Origin of the sequence: Pseudomonas vancouverensis (assembly GCF_004348895.1) — a bacterium.
Lineage (GTDB): Bacteria > Pseudomonadota > Gammaproteobacteria > Pseudomonadales > Pseudomonadaceae > Aquipseudomonas > Aquipseudomonas vancouverensis.
Map to the genome: position 1 here is coordinate 1 of NZ_RRZK01000020.1, position 12,211 is coordinate 12,211.

Below are 12,211 nucleotides of genomic sequence, written 5' to 3' on the forward strand. Positions count from 1 at the left end.
GTTACGAAGGTGCATTTCTGTTCCCGTCACGCCGAGGGAAAGCATTGAGCGATAACCAGGCCAGTGCCGTGTTCACCCGATTGGGGCAGGGCGCCTGGACCAGTCACGACCTGCGCAAAGTGGCGCGAACCGCCTGGACTGACCTCGGCGTCGACGGCCACATCGGCGAGATGTTGCTGAACCACTCGTTGGGAAAGATCGCTTCGACCTACATCAACACCCAGGCCAAGGAGCAGCGTCGGCTGGCTTTGGTGAAGTGGCACAACTGGTTAGATGAACGCGGCTTCATGGCGATTCATCAGCAGACAGGCGCTAGATATGAAGAATCGCAAAACCTCGTAGACGCCTTGAGCAGCGCGGCCTGCGAGTCACTTCCGCAATTTGTTAAGGGCGAGGTTTCAAAACATGCAGAAAGGGCAGGGGCGTGGCTTTAAAAGGGTACGGATTGAGCTTGAACCTTGCTCGATTTGTGAGGGGAATGCACTAGTGAACGGACTGTTTTACGAGTTGGTTTGCGTTGATTGCAACGGGTCAGGTTGGGTTGTTAGGGGCAGCAAGTTGGTGCTTTCTTCCGACGAGATGGTGATCCAATTGAGTTTCAAATTGCAGCACGCTCAGCGTGAAATTTTGGCTCTGAAAAGTACGAATCACATGGGCGGGTTACAAAGCCAAAACAATAATGCGAATCGCCTAGGGGCGGGCGGAACAAACTACACAGGGGATTGAGAACATGATGATTCGTAAGCCAGCAGGACGTCCGTTGGGTGACACCGAATACCTGCTCGAACAATGGGGTTGGTGGCGGATGGATGGAATGGGAGTGCCTGGATACACATCCCCGACCTTAGCACTGATGCGCCAAGCGGTGACGCAGCCAGTAACCAGCAAACACTATTGCATTACCGATGATTGGGCTATGGCCATTGACAATGCAGTAGCCAGGCTTGCGCACCGGGATCAGCAGATGGGCGACGTACTTTGGTTGTACTACGGAGTAAAGTGGCCGATGGTGAGGGTAGGGAAACACTACGGCCTCAGTGAAGGAAAGGCGCGGGAATTGGTTAGAGCAGGCGCTGCTTGGATTGATTGTGCTATAGATGGCATTCGAGCAGTGGCTTGACCTCTGACAAGCATGAAAATATTTCGCTCGTGAAAGGAGAATGTAGTAAATTTGCTAGCCTTTAAAGATCAAAATTTTGATTTTTGATTGAGGCTTGTCGCAGAATTTGAAGTGCAGGCCGTCTTCGACTAAGGGCGGTTATGGTGCAGTTATTGGTTTTTTGAGGATGCGGATTAATGAAAGGAATTACGCGTGTCATAGCTTTTGCCATTTTTCTATTCTCAGTCGGTGCAATAGCAGAACCAAAACCAGCAGCACCGGCTGGAAATGGACCAGTTGCGGTAAAGGTGGTTGAGCCAGTAAGGATGGAAGCGGGGAGTAATGAGCTGCTGTTGCTTAAAGAGCAAAATAAGTTAATAAAAGAATTCCAGTCAGCACAGCAGGCAACCGTTTATTGGGCTTTGAGTGGTATCTTAGGCTTTGTGGTTGTACTTATGGGGTTGAGTTACTTTACTAATTTTAAGTTCTATGAGCAGGACAAGGAACGCATAAAGGCTGATTTTGAAAGTCAGTTAAAATCATATCGTGCTGATATGAATTTGCAACTGGAAGAGTCTAAGCGCGAAACGGATAAAATCGTTCAGAATAATAATCAGATTGTTCAGGATAGAACTATTTTGCAGTTGTCTGAAGTTAGATCCACTGTTGAAAATTTTCGTTTGGAGTTGGCAGGGGAAATTAAATCCGTTGAAACTCGGGTTGGCAATCTTAATGGAAGTGTGCAAATATTCAATAAGCTGTTGGCTAATCTTGAAGCTGAGCTTCGAGAAGTTGAAATGGAGGTCTGGGAGCTGCAAGGTATTCCAATCAATATGTTGATATCGCTTGGGCAAGCTCTTCGTGCGGCAAAGGAGTGCGACAACAAACCAGGAATTAGTCGCATTCTGAAGAAAATGTTAGGAGTAGTGGAAAACAATATTCTCAAGGAAGAAGAGACTATTAAGGAGAAAGTACTGAAGATTGTTTTGGATGATTTGGAATTCGCGGGTACACAAGACCCGGCAACAACGGCGAAGTTAAAAATTGCACTTGCTAAAATTCCTTTGACTGAAGCTGTTTCGGAAGAAGCCTGATTTTTAGGAAAACTCACTACCAGTAAGTGGTGAGTGTTTCCAAGCAGAGGTTTCTAGATACTCTAGTTAAAAAAGCTTTTCCGCACGGAATAGATCTGTTTTTATAGCAGCGTGAATTGCTGTGAATGCAGCAAGATGCTTTAAGAATCCGACCATTTAATCGGGTTTTTTCCTACTTTCTAGCCCTGCCACTGCGCGGGGCTTTTTCGTTTTCGGCCCCATGCCTGACTCTTTGCGCCACGCGGATGACAGTGACTTGGAGGCCGAACCTATTTGAGGTCAACAGATGAATACAGAGCATCAAGCTCTCGCCGATGTACCACTTTGGCTGTTGATATTGTTGAGTATGGCGGGATTGTCTGGAGAAATGCTCAGGGCATCGGGCAGCGACCTTGGTCTTCGGCAGATCCTGCAGCGCGTAGCTTTGCGATTTCTTGCATCTGGTCTGTTGGGCATGGCCACTTTGCTGCTCGCAATGGCCCTATGGAGCAACCTGTATCTGGCAGCCGGACTAGGCATCGTTATCGCAGTTATAGGTGCCGATGTTGCGGGTGGGCTTTATACGCAGTTCCTGGCGAGAAAGGCAGGTGTTAGCGATCCCATCGACAGGGCGTAATTCGAGCGACCAGTAAAACGCTGACTTAAAGGAGGGGACGTGTTCAAGCTCGATCTGTCATTAGACTCGGCGCCCATCTCGGCAGCGCTGCAAGAGTTGGAGAAAAAACATCTGCCGTTTGTGCTGATGCTGACCGCAACCCGACTGGCGCAGCGAGTAAAGAAGGGCACCATCACCGTGATGGGCAAACGCCTTGATCGGCCGACCCCGACCACGCTCAATAGCCTGTTTGTGAAGATGGCCAGCAAGGGCAAGCCCGCCCAGGTCTATTTCAAGGATGAATGGACGTCAGGCGTGCCGGCGGACACCTACCTACAGCAAACCGTTGTCGGTGGGCTACGGCCTCACAAGCGTTTCGAGAAAGCGTTGATTGCGCGCGGACTGATGAAGTCGAGCCAATATGCCTTGCCCAACGCTTCGCTTTTGAATCAGTACGGCAACGTATCGCGCGGCACTATGCTCAAGATCCTGTCGGGCTTGGGTGCAGCCGAGCTGCGCAGTGGCTATCAGGCCAACGCTTCAATCAGCAAGCGCAGCAAGCGCAAGGGCAACGCGCACCGCTTCTTCAGTGGAGCGGTCGACGGGCAGCAAGGCATATGGGAGCGCAAGACGATAGGTAGGGCGGAAGGCGTGCGGCCGGTGTTTGTCTTCAGTGACGGCGCTCCGGGTTACCGCACCATTTTTCCCTTCTTCAAGATCGGCGAAAACATCGTCAAAGCCAATTATGCGGTCGAGTTCGCTGATGCGTTCGCTCATGCCATGGCCACCGCAAAGCCCTAACCGGTCGGAGGCCGAAAAATGCCGAGAGCATTGCAAAAAGGCTCGTTTTCGTGCGGCTTTCGCTTGACGGATGGGGTTTTGGCCAAAAAGTCACGGGTCCCTCTGGTCCCCACCCCATAGGGGGTAATACGGGCCCCGCCCATTCGCTACGTGTGACCCTTTTTCAGAGGTTGGTTGTTGTTATGTCTTCCAAGATCACCACGATCACACGGCAGCCTGGCTGGCTGAACAAGAAGAACATGGCCGATAGCCTCGGAATTTCCGTCCAGGCCTTTGATAAATGGGACGTCACGGCAATCGCGAAGATTGGCCGCGAGTCGTTCTATGACGTTCGTTCGGTGATGGATAACCGACTCCAGCACCAAACCGGCAAACAACAACTTGGCGCCGAACAGGTAGATCCACTCATTAGCTACAAGATCGACGTTGAGCGTCTGCGTCTGACCAAAGAACAGGCCGACGCCCAAGCGCGCAAAAACAAGATTGGTGACAAGGAGCTTGTCCCGGTCGGATTCATGATTTTTGCGCTGGCCAGCTTGTCCGCGCAATTGGCCTCAACCCTCAATACCGTTCACAAAAACGTGAAGCGCAAGCACCCAGATATCGGCGTGCGCCACCTTGAAGCCGTCGAAAGCGAGATTGCCGTTACGCGTAACACGGCCGCTGGATTGGCTGATCGCATACCGGAGCTTTTGGATGAATACATCGCCTCCCTGGATCACGAGTCTGGTTGAGGCTGTTCGGCGCGGGCTCAAAAGCCTTGAAGTAGATCCGCCCATGACAGCCGTGGAATGGGCCGACGAATATTTCTACATGTCGTCTGAGTCCTCCTATGGGGAAGGCAAGTGGACCACCGAGTCGTTTCAAGTCGCGCTGTTGAACGCTATGGGCAACGACCTGGTGCATGAGCTGAACCTGCCGAAGTCGGCGCGTATTGGCTACACCAAGATGTTGTTGGCGAACATCGCCTACAAGCTCAAGCACAAAAAGCGCAGCGTGTGCATGTGGAGCCCAACGGATGACGATGCCAAGGGCATCATGAAAAAGCACGTCGACCCGATGATTCGCGACGTGCCAGTGATCAAGGCTATGGCGCCTTGGTTCGGCAAAAAGCACAAGGACAACACCGAGGATCAAAAGACCTTCGAGAACCGCAAGGTTCTGTGGTGGCTGGGCGGCAAGGCGGCGGGCAACTATCGTGAAAAGAGCCCGGATGAAGTGGGCTATGACGAGCTGTCGAGCTTCGATGCGGATATCCAGGGCGAAGGGTCGCCTACCTTCCTGGGCGACAAGCGCCTGGAGGGGGCGACCTTCCCGAAGTCGATTCGCGGATCGACCCCCAAACTGGCGGGTAGCTGCCAGATTACCCGGGCGGCCGAAGAGTCGGCCTACTTGCTGCGCTTCCATATTCGCTGTCCGCACTGTCATACCGAGCAGACGTTGAAGTGGGGCGGGCCGGATGAGCCGTTTGGGCTTAAGTGGTCCAAGGATGCGCTCGGCGAAGTCGATAAGGCTTGGTATCTGTGCGAGTCCGGCCACGGTTGCACCTTTGAACATTACGAAATGGTCGAGGCGTCCCGTGCCGGCCGTTACATCTGCGAAAAAACCGGCGTCTGGACGCGCGACAGCATGGAGTGGTTCGGGGCGGACGATGCGCCGATTCGCACGCCGCGCCGTCTGACGTTCCATATCTGGACCATTTATTCGACCTTCACCACTTGGGTGAAAATTGCCGACGAGCGCGTCAAGGCCGGCAAGGATCGGGGCAAGCTGAAAACCTTCGTCAATACGACGCTGGGTGAGCCCTGGGAGGAAGACCTTACCGAGAAAGTCGACTGGGAACAGTTACGCGATCGCCGCGAGGTGTACGCGGCTCAAGTGCCGGCGCGTTGCGTCGTGCTGATGGGTGGCATCGACACCCAAGACGACCGCTACGAGCTGCGGGTGTGGGGCTTTGGCGCCAATGAAGAGGCCTGGCTGGTCTATCGCCGAGTTTTGACCGGTGATCCAGACAGCACAGAATTGTTGCGCCAGGTCGGGCTTGAGCTGCACCGGCAATTCACCCGTGTTGACGGCACAAAAATGGGCGTGATGCGGTGGTGCTGGGACTCCGGCGGCCACCATTCGGAAACGGTAAGGGCGCAGAGTCGCAAGCATGGCCTGCATTGGGTGATCCCGATTTTCGGTGCCAGCACCTACGGCAAGCCGATTGCTAGCTTCCCGCGCAAGAAAGAGAAGAAGTCCAAGACCTACTTGACCGAAGTCGGTACCGACAACGCCAAAGAGGTCATTTACAACCGCCTCAAGATCCAGCCGGACGGCAATCGCCCGGTGCCGGGCCTGATTCACTTCCCGGCCGACGACTCCATTTGCGACGACGACGAGCTTAAGCAACTCACGAGCGAAACCAAAAAATGGATTCTGGCGAAGGGGCGACGGGTGCTGCGTTGGGATGCCAGCAAGAAGCGCAACGAGGCGCTTGATTGCCTGGTGTATGCCTTGGCGGCGCTGCGTATCAGTCAGGAGAAATTTGGCCTGGATCTGGACCTACTCGCGCAGCAGTTGCCGAGCGGTGAATGGCATGTCCCGATCGCTGAAGAGCGGCCGGAGCCGGTCGCCGAACCGTTACCCGTTGAATCTGAGCCGTTACCCGTAACGGCTGAACCACCACCCCCACCGCCTGCATCGTTGCCTGACGAGGCCGGCGCGTGGATCACTACAGGACAAGGCGCATGGCTGTCGTAATTACCGCCCAGGAAATGGTCGACCGCTATATGGCGGCCGAGATTGCCGTCCTTGATGGCAAGGAAACGATGTTCCAGGGTCGCAAAATGGTGATGTCGGACCTGGCCGACATCCAAAAAGGGCGGCTGTTTTGGGAGCGCCGCGTGGCCGCCCAGGCAGCGGCCGCAACGGGGCGCCCGGGGCATTCTCTGGCGGTGTTTCCGTGAACCTGCTGGATAAGGCCCTGGAGCCGTTTTTCCCGCATATGGTCATGGAGCGCCTGAAGGCGCGGCATGTGATCCAGGCGTTTGAAGCGGCCGAGCCCAGTCGCACACACAAGGCCAAGCGGGAAACTCGGGGCGCGAACAGGTCGCTGCAGCATGCCGCCAAGTCCATGCGTGACCAGTGCCGGGCGCTGGATGCAAACCACGATATCGTCACGGGCTTGTTTGATCGCCTGGAAGAACGGGTGGTGGGTGGCCCTGGTATTTCAGTCGAGCCGACTCCGTTGGACTACAGCGGCGCGGTGCATCTGGAGTTTGCCGCCGCGATCAAGGCGCAGTGGTCGGAGTGGTCACTGGCCCCGGAAACGTCCGGCGAGTTGTCCAGGCCGCAAATGGAGCGTCTGGTGTGCCGCACCTGGCTGCGCGATGGTGAGGCGCTGGCTCAGGAAGTGATGGGCAATGTGGCCGGTTATCAGCACTTGCACGCGGTGCCGTATTCGCTGGAGTTGCTGGAGCCGGATTATTTGCCCTGGGAGAAAACCGACGAAGCCCAGGGCATTGTCCAGGGCATCGAGCGCAACGCCTGGCGCCGCGTTCGGGCCTATCACCTGCTGAAGCGGCACCCCGGCGAGTCAATGGGCATCGGCCTGACGCTCGACACCAAACGCGTGCCGGTTGAGCAAATGATTCACGTCGCCTATCGCAAGCGCATCGGGCAAAACCGGGGTCAGCCGCTGCTGCATGCGGTGATCACCCGCCTGGCTGACATCAAGGATTACGAGGAAAGCGAGCGGGTCGCGGCGCGCATCAGTGCGGCGCTGGCCATGTACATCAAAAAGGGCTCGCCGGATGACTACGTAGCGCCCAAGGCGGACGCCGCCGCGCGGACCTTCCAGATGGCGCCGGGCATGGTAATCGACACCCTGTTGCCTGGTGAAGAGGTCGGCATGATCAAGAGCGATCGGCCTAACCCCTTCCTTGAGGGCTTTCGCAACGGGCAACTGAAGGCGGTCGCCTCGGGCACGCGTGTGGGCTATTCCAGCCTGGCGCGCAGCTACGACGGTAGTTATTCGTCACAGCGCCAGGAGCTGGTCGAGGCGCAGTTGGGTTACGACCAATTGCAACACGACTTTATCGACTACTGGTGCCGCCGCGTTTATCGCGACTGGTTGCGCCTGGCGATTCTCAGCGGCGTGATCAAGGTTCCGGGTGATGTCGACCCGCGCACCGTTTACGGCGCGATTTATCAGGGGCCGGTGATGCCTTGGATCAACCCGGTTCATGAGGCCAATGCCTGGGAAATCTTGACGAAAGCGGGCTTTGCCGATGAGGCCGAAGTGGCTCGGGCGCGGCAACGCAACCCGCAAGAACTCAAGCGATCGCGTGAAGCGGAGATTCAAACCAACCGGGAGAAAGGGCTGGTTTTCAGCTCCGACGCCTATCACCAGTTCTACGGGAAAAATCAGACCGATGAGAAAACGAAAAAACAAACCGCTGATGCGGCCAAGGGCGTCGATCACCTCGACGAATGAGGCCGGCGAAAGCTGGTACTCGATGCGCGCGCTGTCGGCGAGCATCGGTGAGCTGCGCATTGAGGGTGAAATCGGCGCCTGGGGCATCACTGCCAAGCAGTTCGCCAAGGACCTGAAAGCGCTCGGTGACGTGTCACAAATCAACATGTACGTGAACTCCCCGGGCGGTGAAGTGTTCGAGGGGATCGCCATTTACAACATGCTCAAACATCACCCGGCCCGCATTGACGGGACTGTGGGGGCGCTCGCGGCGTCCATGGGCAGCGTGATTTTGATGTCGGCCAACACGGTCAACATTCCCGAAAACGCCGCGATCATGATCCACAAGCCCTGGGGGATTCAGGGCGGTGATGCCGAGGACATGCGGCGTTACGCCGAATTGCTCGATCAGGTCGAGGGTTCGCTGGTCCAGGCGTATGTCGCCAAGACAGGCAAGACCGCCGAGGAAATCCACGCGTTGCTCGATGCGGAAACGTGGATGTTCGGCGGCGAGGCGGTTGAGGCCGGTTTCGCAGACAAAATCCTTGAGCCGCTAAAGGCTTTTGGTCACATCAAATCGCAACGCATGCAGGAGTTCACCAACATGCCAGAAGCTTTCAAACAACTGCTGAGCCCGCGCGGCTCTATCCCGACCCCTGCACCGGCACCGGCTCCGGCACCGACTCCCGCGCCTGCTCCGGCACCAGCCCCTGCGCCGGCCAACCTGACGGCCGACCAAATGCGCGCCCAGGTCCTGGCAGCGGATAACGCGCGTCGTACGGCGATCACGGCCGCTTTCAGTGCGCCGTTTGCAGCGCCTCACGCGGCATTGCTGACTGAATGCCTGAATGACGTGGATTGCACCATCGAAACGGCTAACGTGAAGCTGTTGGCCGCCCTGGGCGGTACTACCACCCCGACCGGCTCGCAAATCATCCACGGCCATATCTCCAACGGCAATCTGGTCGGTGATTCGGTGCGTGCCTCGCTTTCCAGTCGTGTCGGCCACGCTGAGGCCCAAGCGGACAACGCTTATAATTACATGAGCCTGCGCGAGCTGGCCCGCGCCTCGCTGCATGATCGCGGCATTCTGGTGGCGACCCTTGCGCCGATGCAGATGGTCGGCATGGCGTTTACGCACGATTCCAGCGACTTCGGCAACATCCTGGTCGACATTGCCGCCAAGTCGGTGCTGCAAGGCTGGGAAGAGGCGGCGGAAACCTTCCATCTGTGGACCAAGCGCGGCCGCTTGAGCGACTTCAAAACCGCCAAGCGGGTCGGCATGGGCGAGTTCCCAAGCCTGCGCGAAGTGCGCCCGGGTGCTGAATACAAGTACATCACCACCGGCGACCGTGGCGAAACCATCCGCCTGGCCACCTACGGCGAACTGTTTTCTATCACTCGCCAGGCCATCCTCAACGATGACCTCGATCAGCTGACCACCATCCCTAGACGCATGGGTGAGGCGGCACGCGGCACCATCGGTGATCTGGTGTATGACACCTTGATCAACAACCCGAAACTGAGTGATACCAAAGGGTTGTTTGACGCGAGCCGGAAGAACCTGTTCACCGGTGCCGGCTCGGCCCTGTCGATCGACGCGCTGAGCAAGGCTAAGACGGCGATGGCGCTGCAAAAGAACCAGACCGAGGGCGGCAAGGCGCGCACCTTGAACATTCGCCCAGGCTTTGTACTGGTGCCGGTGGCCCTGGAAGACAAGGCCAAGCAACTGATCCGTTCGGCCTCGGTGCCGGGTGCCGACTCCAATGCCGGCATCGACAACCCGATTCGCAACTTTGCCGAGGTGATCGCCGAGCCGCGGCTGGACGATGCTTCTGCGACGGCCTGGTATCTGGCGGCCAAGCAGGGCAGCGACACCATCGAAGTCGCGTATCTGGATGGCGTCGAGCTGCCGTATCTGGAGCAGCAACAAGGCTTCACCAATGACGGCGTTATCTCCAAAGTGCGCATTGACGCCGGCGTTGCTCCGCTCGACTCGCGCGGCCTGAACAAGTCCGCCGGCGCTTAATTCGCCGATCACCCCCGAAGCCCCGCCCAGTGCGGGGTTTTTTGTTTCTGTATAGGAGAAATGGCCATGGCCAAGAATTACTCGAGTGATGGCAGTACGGTGAATTTTGTCGCGCCTACCGGTGGCGCCGTCGCGGGCCAGCCCTGTGTGCTGGGGCAAATGGTGGTGATGCCGCTGGGCAGTGGTCTCAAGGGCACGCCGCTGGTGGGTGTCACTAATGGCGCCTGGAACGTGCCTGTTGCCCCTGGTTTGAAGCAAGGCGCCAAGGTCAGCGTGCTGGCCGGTGCCCTGGTCGCTGACGGCACGCCGGATTCGGTGCCGTTCGGCAAGTTGCTATCGGATGAGTCGGGCGGCGTCGCTGAAGCGCTGTTGGTGCAGTAATGGAGCCCGGGCGCTTTCGGGCGGTGACCGAGCGTATGGACGCCGTGCTGGTGAGGCGCCTGGGTGATCCGGCGACGTTGGCCGATGGCCGTCCGGTGTCGGGTGCCTTCGCCTCGCCTTTTGTCGGCGCCGAAATCGGCGGCAGTAAGAGCGGGGCGGCGCGCTTGGGCGGGGCGATCAATGCCGACGCGGTGTTAGAGCCAACCTTTAGCGCGCGAGTGGTTGACCTGATCGGCGTGAAAAAGGGCGACTTTCTTACCATCGAACTGCCGATCGAGCTGGGCGGCGGCCGTTACAAGGTCGTGCGCTTCAAGCCGGACGGCGCCGGAATGGTTGACGTAGTGTTGAGCGTGAACAATGAGCGAGCTGACGACATTACATAAAACGATCACCCAAACGCTGAAAGCGCGCTTGCCCAAGGTGCTGCACGTCGAGGAATTCCCCGAGCTGGGCTCTGAGGTCAAGACGCCGGCGCTGTTGTACGGGTTGACGGATCTTGCCCTGGGCGAAGATCGCGGCGAAGGCAAGACGGCACTGGTCGGCCGTTTTCAGGGCTGCATTCTGGTCGAGGCCGATCGCGACAAGGCATCGCTGCAGGCGGCCATTCTGGCCTCTCAGGTGGCGGTGATCCTGCATAACCAATATTGGGATTTGGAGTTTGTCACCGGCGCGCCGGAGAACATCCACGCCCAGCCTGAAGCCCCGACCCTGGAGCTTGAACAGTTCGTTATGTGGTCGGTGCAATGGACGCAAACCTTTGAGGTCGGCGAGCTTGAATGGCCGTGGCCAGATGAGCCGCCGGGCTCGTTGGTGTTCGGTTTCAGCCCTGACACCGGGCCGGGCAACGAACACCAATACACGGCCCCGGAGGCGTTGGGATGAGCTACGTCGAGGCCGAACACGATCGCATGATTGCTGCCATGATTACGCCTTGCGTAGTGGTCGGTGTGGATCTGGTCGCGCCGGCGGTGCGGGTCCAGTCCGGCGAGTGGGTCAGCGCCTGGGTGCGCTGGCATAGCCTGGCGGCGGGTAAGGCGCGGCACTGGCGGGTGCCGAGCATGGGCGAGCAGGGGGTGTTGTTTAACCCCAGCGGTCAGGCCGGCATGGGCACGTTCATTCCTGGGCTGTATGGGAACGCCGGCGCGCCGCCGGATAATCGCGACCATGTAGAGGTGTGGCGCTTTCCGGACGGCGGTTCGCTGGTCTACGACTGGGAGGCCAATAGCTACACCATCACCCTGCCGACTGGCCGGGTGATTACCAAAGTCGGGGCCACCGAGTCGGTCACCACCGACAACGATGTCACGGTGACCACGCAAAACATCAAGCTTATTGCCGACGTGGAAATCACCGGCGCATTACGCGTAACGAAAGACGTCAAGATTGACGGCGGGCTGAACGTGGCCAAGGACATCAACGGCGGCGGCAAGATCATGGACGCCGGCGGAAACTCGGCCAATCACAAACACTGATCCTTTTTCCCTCAAGGCCCGCCGCGTGCGGGCTTTTTCATGCCTGGAGATAACTGTGGCCAAGACCAAAGACGAAACCGGAACTACTGAACTGGGCGCGGCCCCGGCCGCTGTGGCGTCGGTGGCCTACCGCGACAAGCTCTTCACCTCGCGCACGCTGATTCTTAAGGACGACCGCACTTTGCCGGTCGTCGCGGCACGGGTCGAAGTGCTGGCCACCGACACCGAGGCCCTGGCCTTTCTGGATGCCAGCGCGGAACACGAACTGATCAAGGAGTGAC

Annotated in this window: 15 protein-coding genes; all 15 read left to right on the plus strand. The window is 57.7% G+C overall.

The window, feature by feature from the left end; translation table 11 throughout:
- Positions 1–434, plus strand: a 434-nt coding sequence (locus EIY72_RS15340; protein WP_341800071.1) for a tyrosine-type recombinase/integrase, incomplete at its 5' end; no start/stop codon positions are given.
- A 296-nt stretch (positions 435–730) separates the two neighbouring features.
- Positions 731–1,120, plus strand: coding sequence for an antiterminator Q family protein (locus EIY72_RS15350; RefSeq protein WP_197678831.1), 390 nt, complete (start codon positions 731–733; stop codon positions 1,118–1,120).
- Between the two features lie 176 nt (positions 1,121–1,296).
- The gene (locus EIY72_RS15355; RefSeq protein WP_132680149.1) at positions 1,297–2,193 is read left to right on the plus strand and encodes a hypothetical protein; all 897 of its coding nucleotides are present in this window, start codon (positions 1,297–1,299) and stop codon (positions 2,191–2,193) included.
- A gap of 286 nt (positions 2,194–2,479) precedes the next feature.
- A complete protein-coding gene (locus EIY72_RS15360) occupies positions 2,480–2,809 on the plus strand; it encodes a phage holin family protein (RefSeq protein ID WP_093219654.1) in 330 nt (109 codons plus the stop codon).
- Between the two features lie 39 nt (positions 2,810–2,848).
- Complete coding sequence (locus EIY72_RS15365; RefSeq protein ID WP_093219659.1) at positions 2,849–3,589, plus strand: hypothetical protein; 741 nt, start codon at positions 2,849–2,851, stop codon at positions 3,587–3,589.
- A gap of 182 nt (positions 3,590–3,771) precedes the next feature.
- Entirely contained in the window at positions 3,772–4,323 is a 552-nt protein-coding gene (locus EIY72_RS15370; protein ID WP_093219665.1) for a terminase small subunit, read from the plus strand.
- Positions 4,286–6,334, plus strand: a complete 2,049-nt coding sequence (locus tag EIY72_RS15375; RefSeq protein WP_093219670.1) for a phage terminase large subunit family protein — start codon at positions 4,286–4,288, stop codon at positions 6,332–6,334. The genes EIY72_RS15370 and EIY72_RS15375 overlap by 38 nt, the downstream gene beginning before the upstream one ends.
- A complete protein-coding gene (locus EIY72_RS15380; RefSeq protein WP_093219675.1) occupies positions 6,322–6,540 on the plus strand; it encodes a primosomal replication protein PriB/PriC domain protein in 219 nt (72 codons plus the stop codon). Before EIY72_RS15375 ends, EIY72_RS15380 begins: the two co-directional genes overlap by 13 nt.
- Entirely contained in the window at positions 6,537–8,069 is a 1,533-nt protein-coding gene (locus tag EIY72_RS15385) for a phage portal protein (protein WP_093219678.1), read from the plus strand. Before EIY72_RS15380 ends, EIY72_RS15385 begins: the two co-directional genes overlap by 4 nt.
- Positions 8,008–10,077 (plus strand): ClpP-like prohead protease/major capsid protein fusion protein, encoded by a 2,070-nt coding sequence (locus EIY72_RS15390; protein ID WP_093219681.1) that lies wholly within the window; start codon positions 8,008–8,010, stop codon positions 10,075–10,077. Before EIY72_RS15385 ends, EIY72_RS15390 begins: the two co-directional genes overlap by 62 nt.
- A 66-nt stretch (positions 10,078–10,143) precedes the next feature.
- Positions 10,144–10,458, plus strand: coding sequence for a DUF2190 family protein (locus tag EIY72_RS15395; protein WP_093219683.1), 315 nt, complete (start codon positions 10,144–10,146; stop codon positions 10,456–10,458).
- Positions 10,458–10,841, plus strand: a complete 384-nt coding sequence (locus tag EIY72_RS15400) for a head-tail joining protein (RefSeq protein WP_093219687.1) — start codon at positions 10,458–10,460, stop codon at positions 10,839–10,841. The genes EIY72_RS15395 and EIY72_RS15400 overlap by 1 nt, the downstream gene beginning before the upstream one ends.
- Positions 10,816–11,340, plus strand: coding sequence for a hypothetical protein (locus EIY72_RS15405; protein ID WP_197678832.1), 525 nt, complete (start codon positions 10,816–10,818; stop codon positions 11,338–11,340). Before EIY72_RS15400 ends, EIY72_RS15405 begins: the two co-directional genes overlap by 26 nt.
- Positions 11,337–11,930 carry a phage baseplate assembly protein V gene (locus EIY72_RS15410; protein ID WP_093219690.1) on the plus strand — a complete coding sequence of 198 codons (594 nt, stop codon included), beginning with the start codon at positions 11,337–11,339 and terminating at the stop codon, positions 11,928–11,930. Before EIY72_RS15405 ends, EIY72_RS15410 begins: the two co-directional genes overlap by 4 nt.
- A 55-nt stretch (positions 11,931–11,985) precedes the next feature.
- Entirely contained in the window at positions 11,986–12,210 is a 225-nt protein-coding gene (locus EIY72_RS15415) for a hypothetical protein (RefSeq protein WP_231985554.1), read from the plus strand.
- Position 12,211 lies beyond the last annotated feature (1 nt).

Bases quoted from the DNA above. Each gene is read 5' to 3' on its own strand.
- EIY72_RS15350 (WP_197678831.1), top strand. From the start codon at position 731: ATGATGATTCGTAAGCCAGCAGGACGTCCGTTGGGTGACACCGAATAC.
- EIY72_RS15355 (WP_132680149.1), top strand. From the start codon at position 1,297: ATGAAAGGAATTACGCGTGTCATAGCTTTTGCCATTTTTCTATTCTCA.
- EIY72_RS15360 (WP_093219654.1), top strand. From the start codon at position 2,480: ATGAATACAGAGCATCAAGCTCTCGCCGATGTACCACTTTGGCTGTTG.
- EIY72_RS15370 (WP_093219665.1), top strand. From the start codon at position 3,772: ATGTCTTCCAAGATCACCACGATCACACGGCAGCCTGGCTGGCTGAAC.
- EIY72_RS15375 (WP_093219670.1), top strand. From the start codon at position 4,286: ATGAATACATCGCCTCCCTGGATCACGAGTCTGGTTGAGGCTGTTCGG.
- EIY72_RS15380 (WP_093219675.1), top strand. From the start codon at position 6,322: ATGGCTGTCGTAATTACCGCCCAGGAAATGGTCGACCGCTATATGGCG.
- EIY72_RS15390 (WP_093219681.1), top strand. From the start codon at position 8,008: ATGAGAAAACGAAAAAACAAACCGCTGATGCGGCCAAGGGCGTCGATC.
- EIY72_RS15395 (WP_093219683.1), top strand. From the start codon at position 10,144: ATGGCCAAGAATTACTCGAGTGATGGCAGTACGGTGAATTTTGTCGCG.
- EIY72_RS15400 (WP_093219687.1), top strand. From the start codon at position 10,458: ATGGAGCCCGGGCGCTTTCGGGCGGTGACCGAGCGTATGGACGCCGTG.
- EIY72_RS15405 (WP_197678832.1), top strand. From the start codon at position 10,816: ATGAGCGAGCTGACGACATTACATAAAACGATCACCCAAACGCTGAAA.
- EIY72_RS15410 (WP_093219690.1), top strand. From the start codon at position 11,337: ATGAGCTACGTCGAGGCCGAACACGATCGCATGATTGCTGCCATGATT.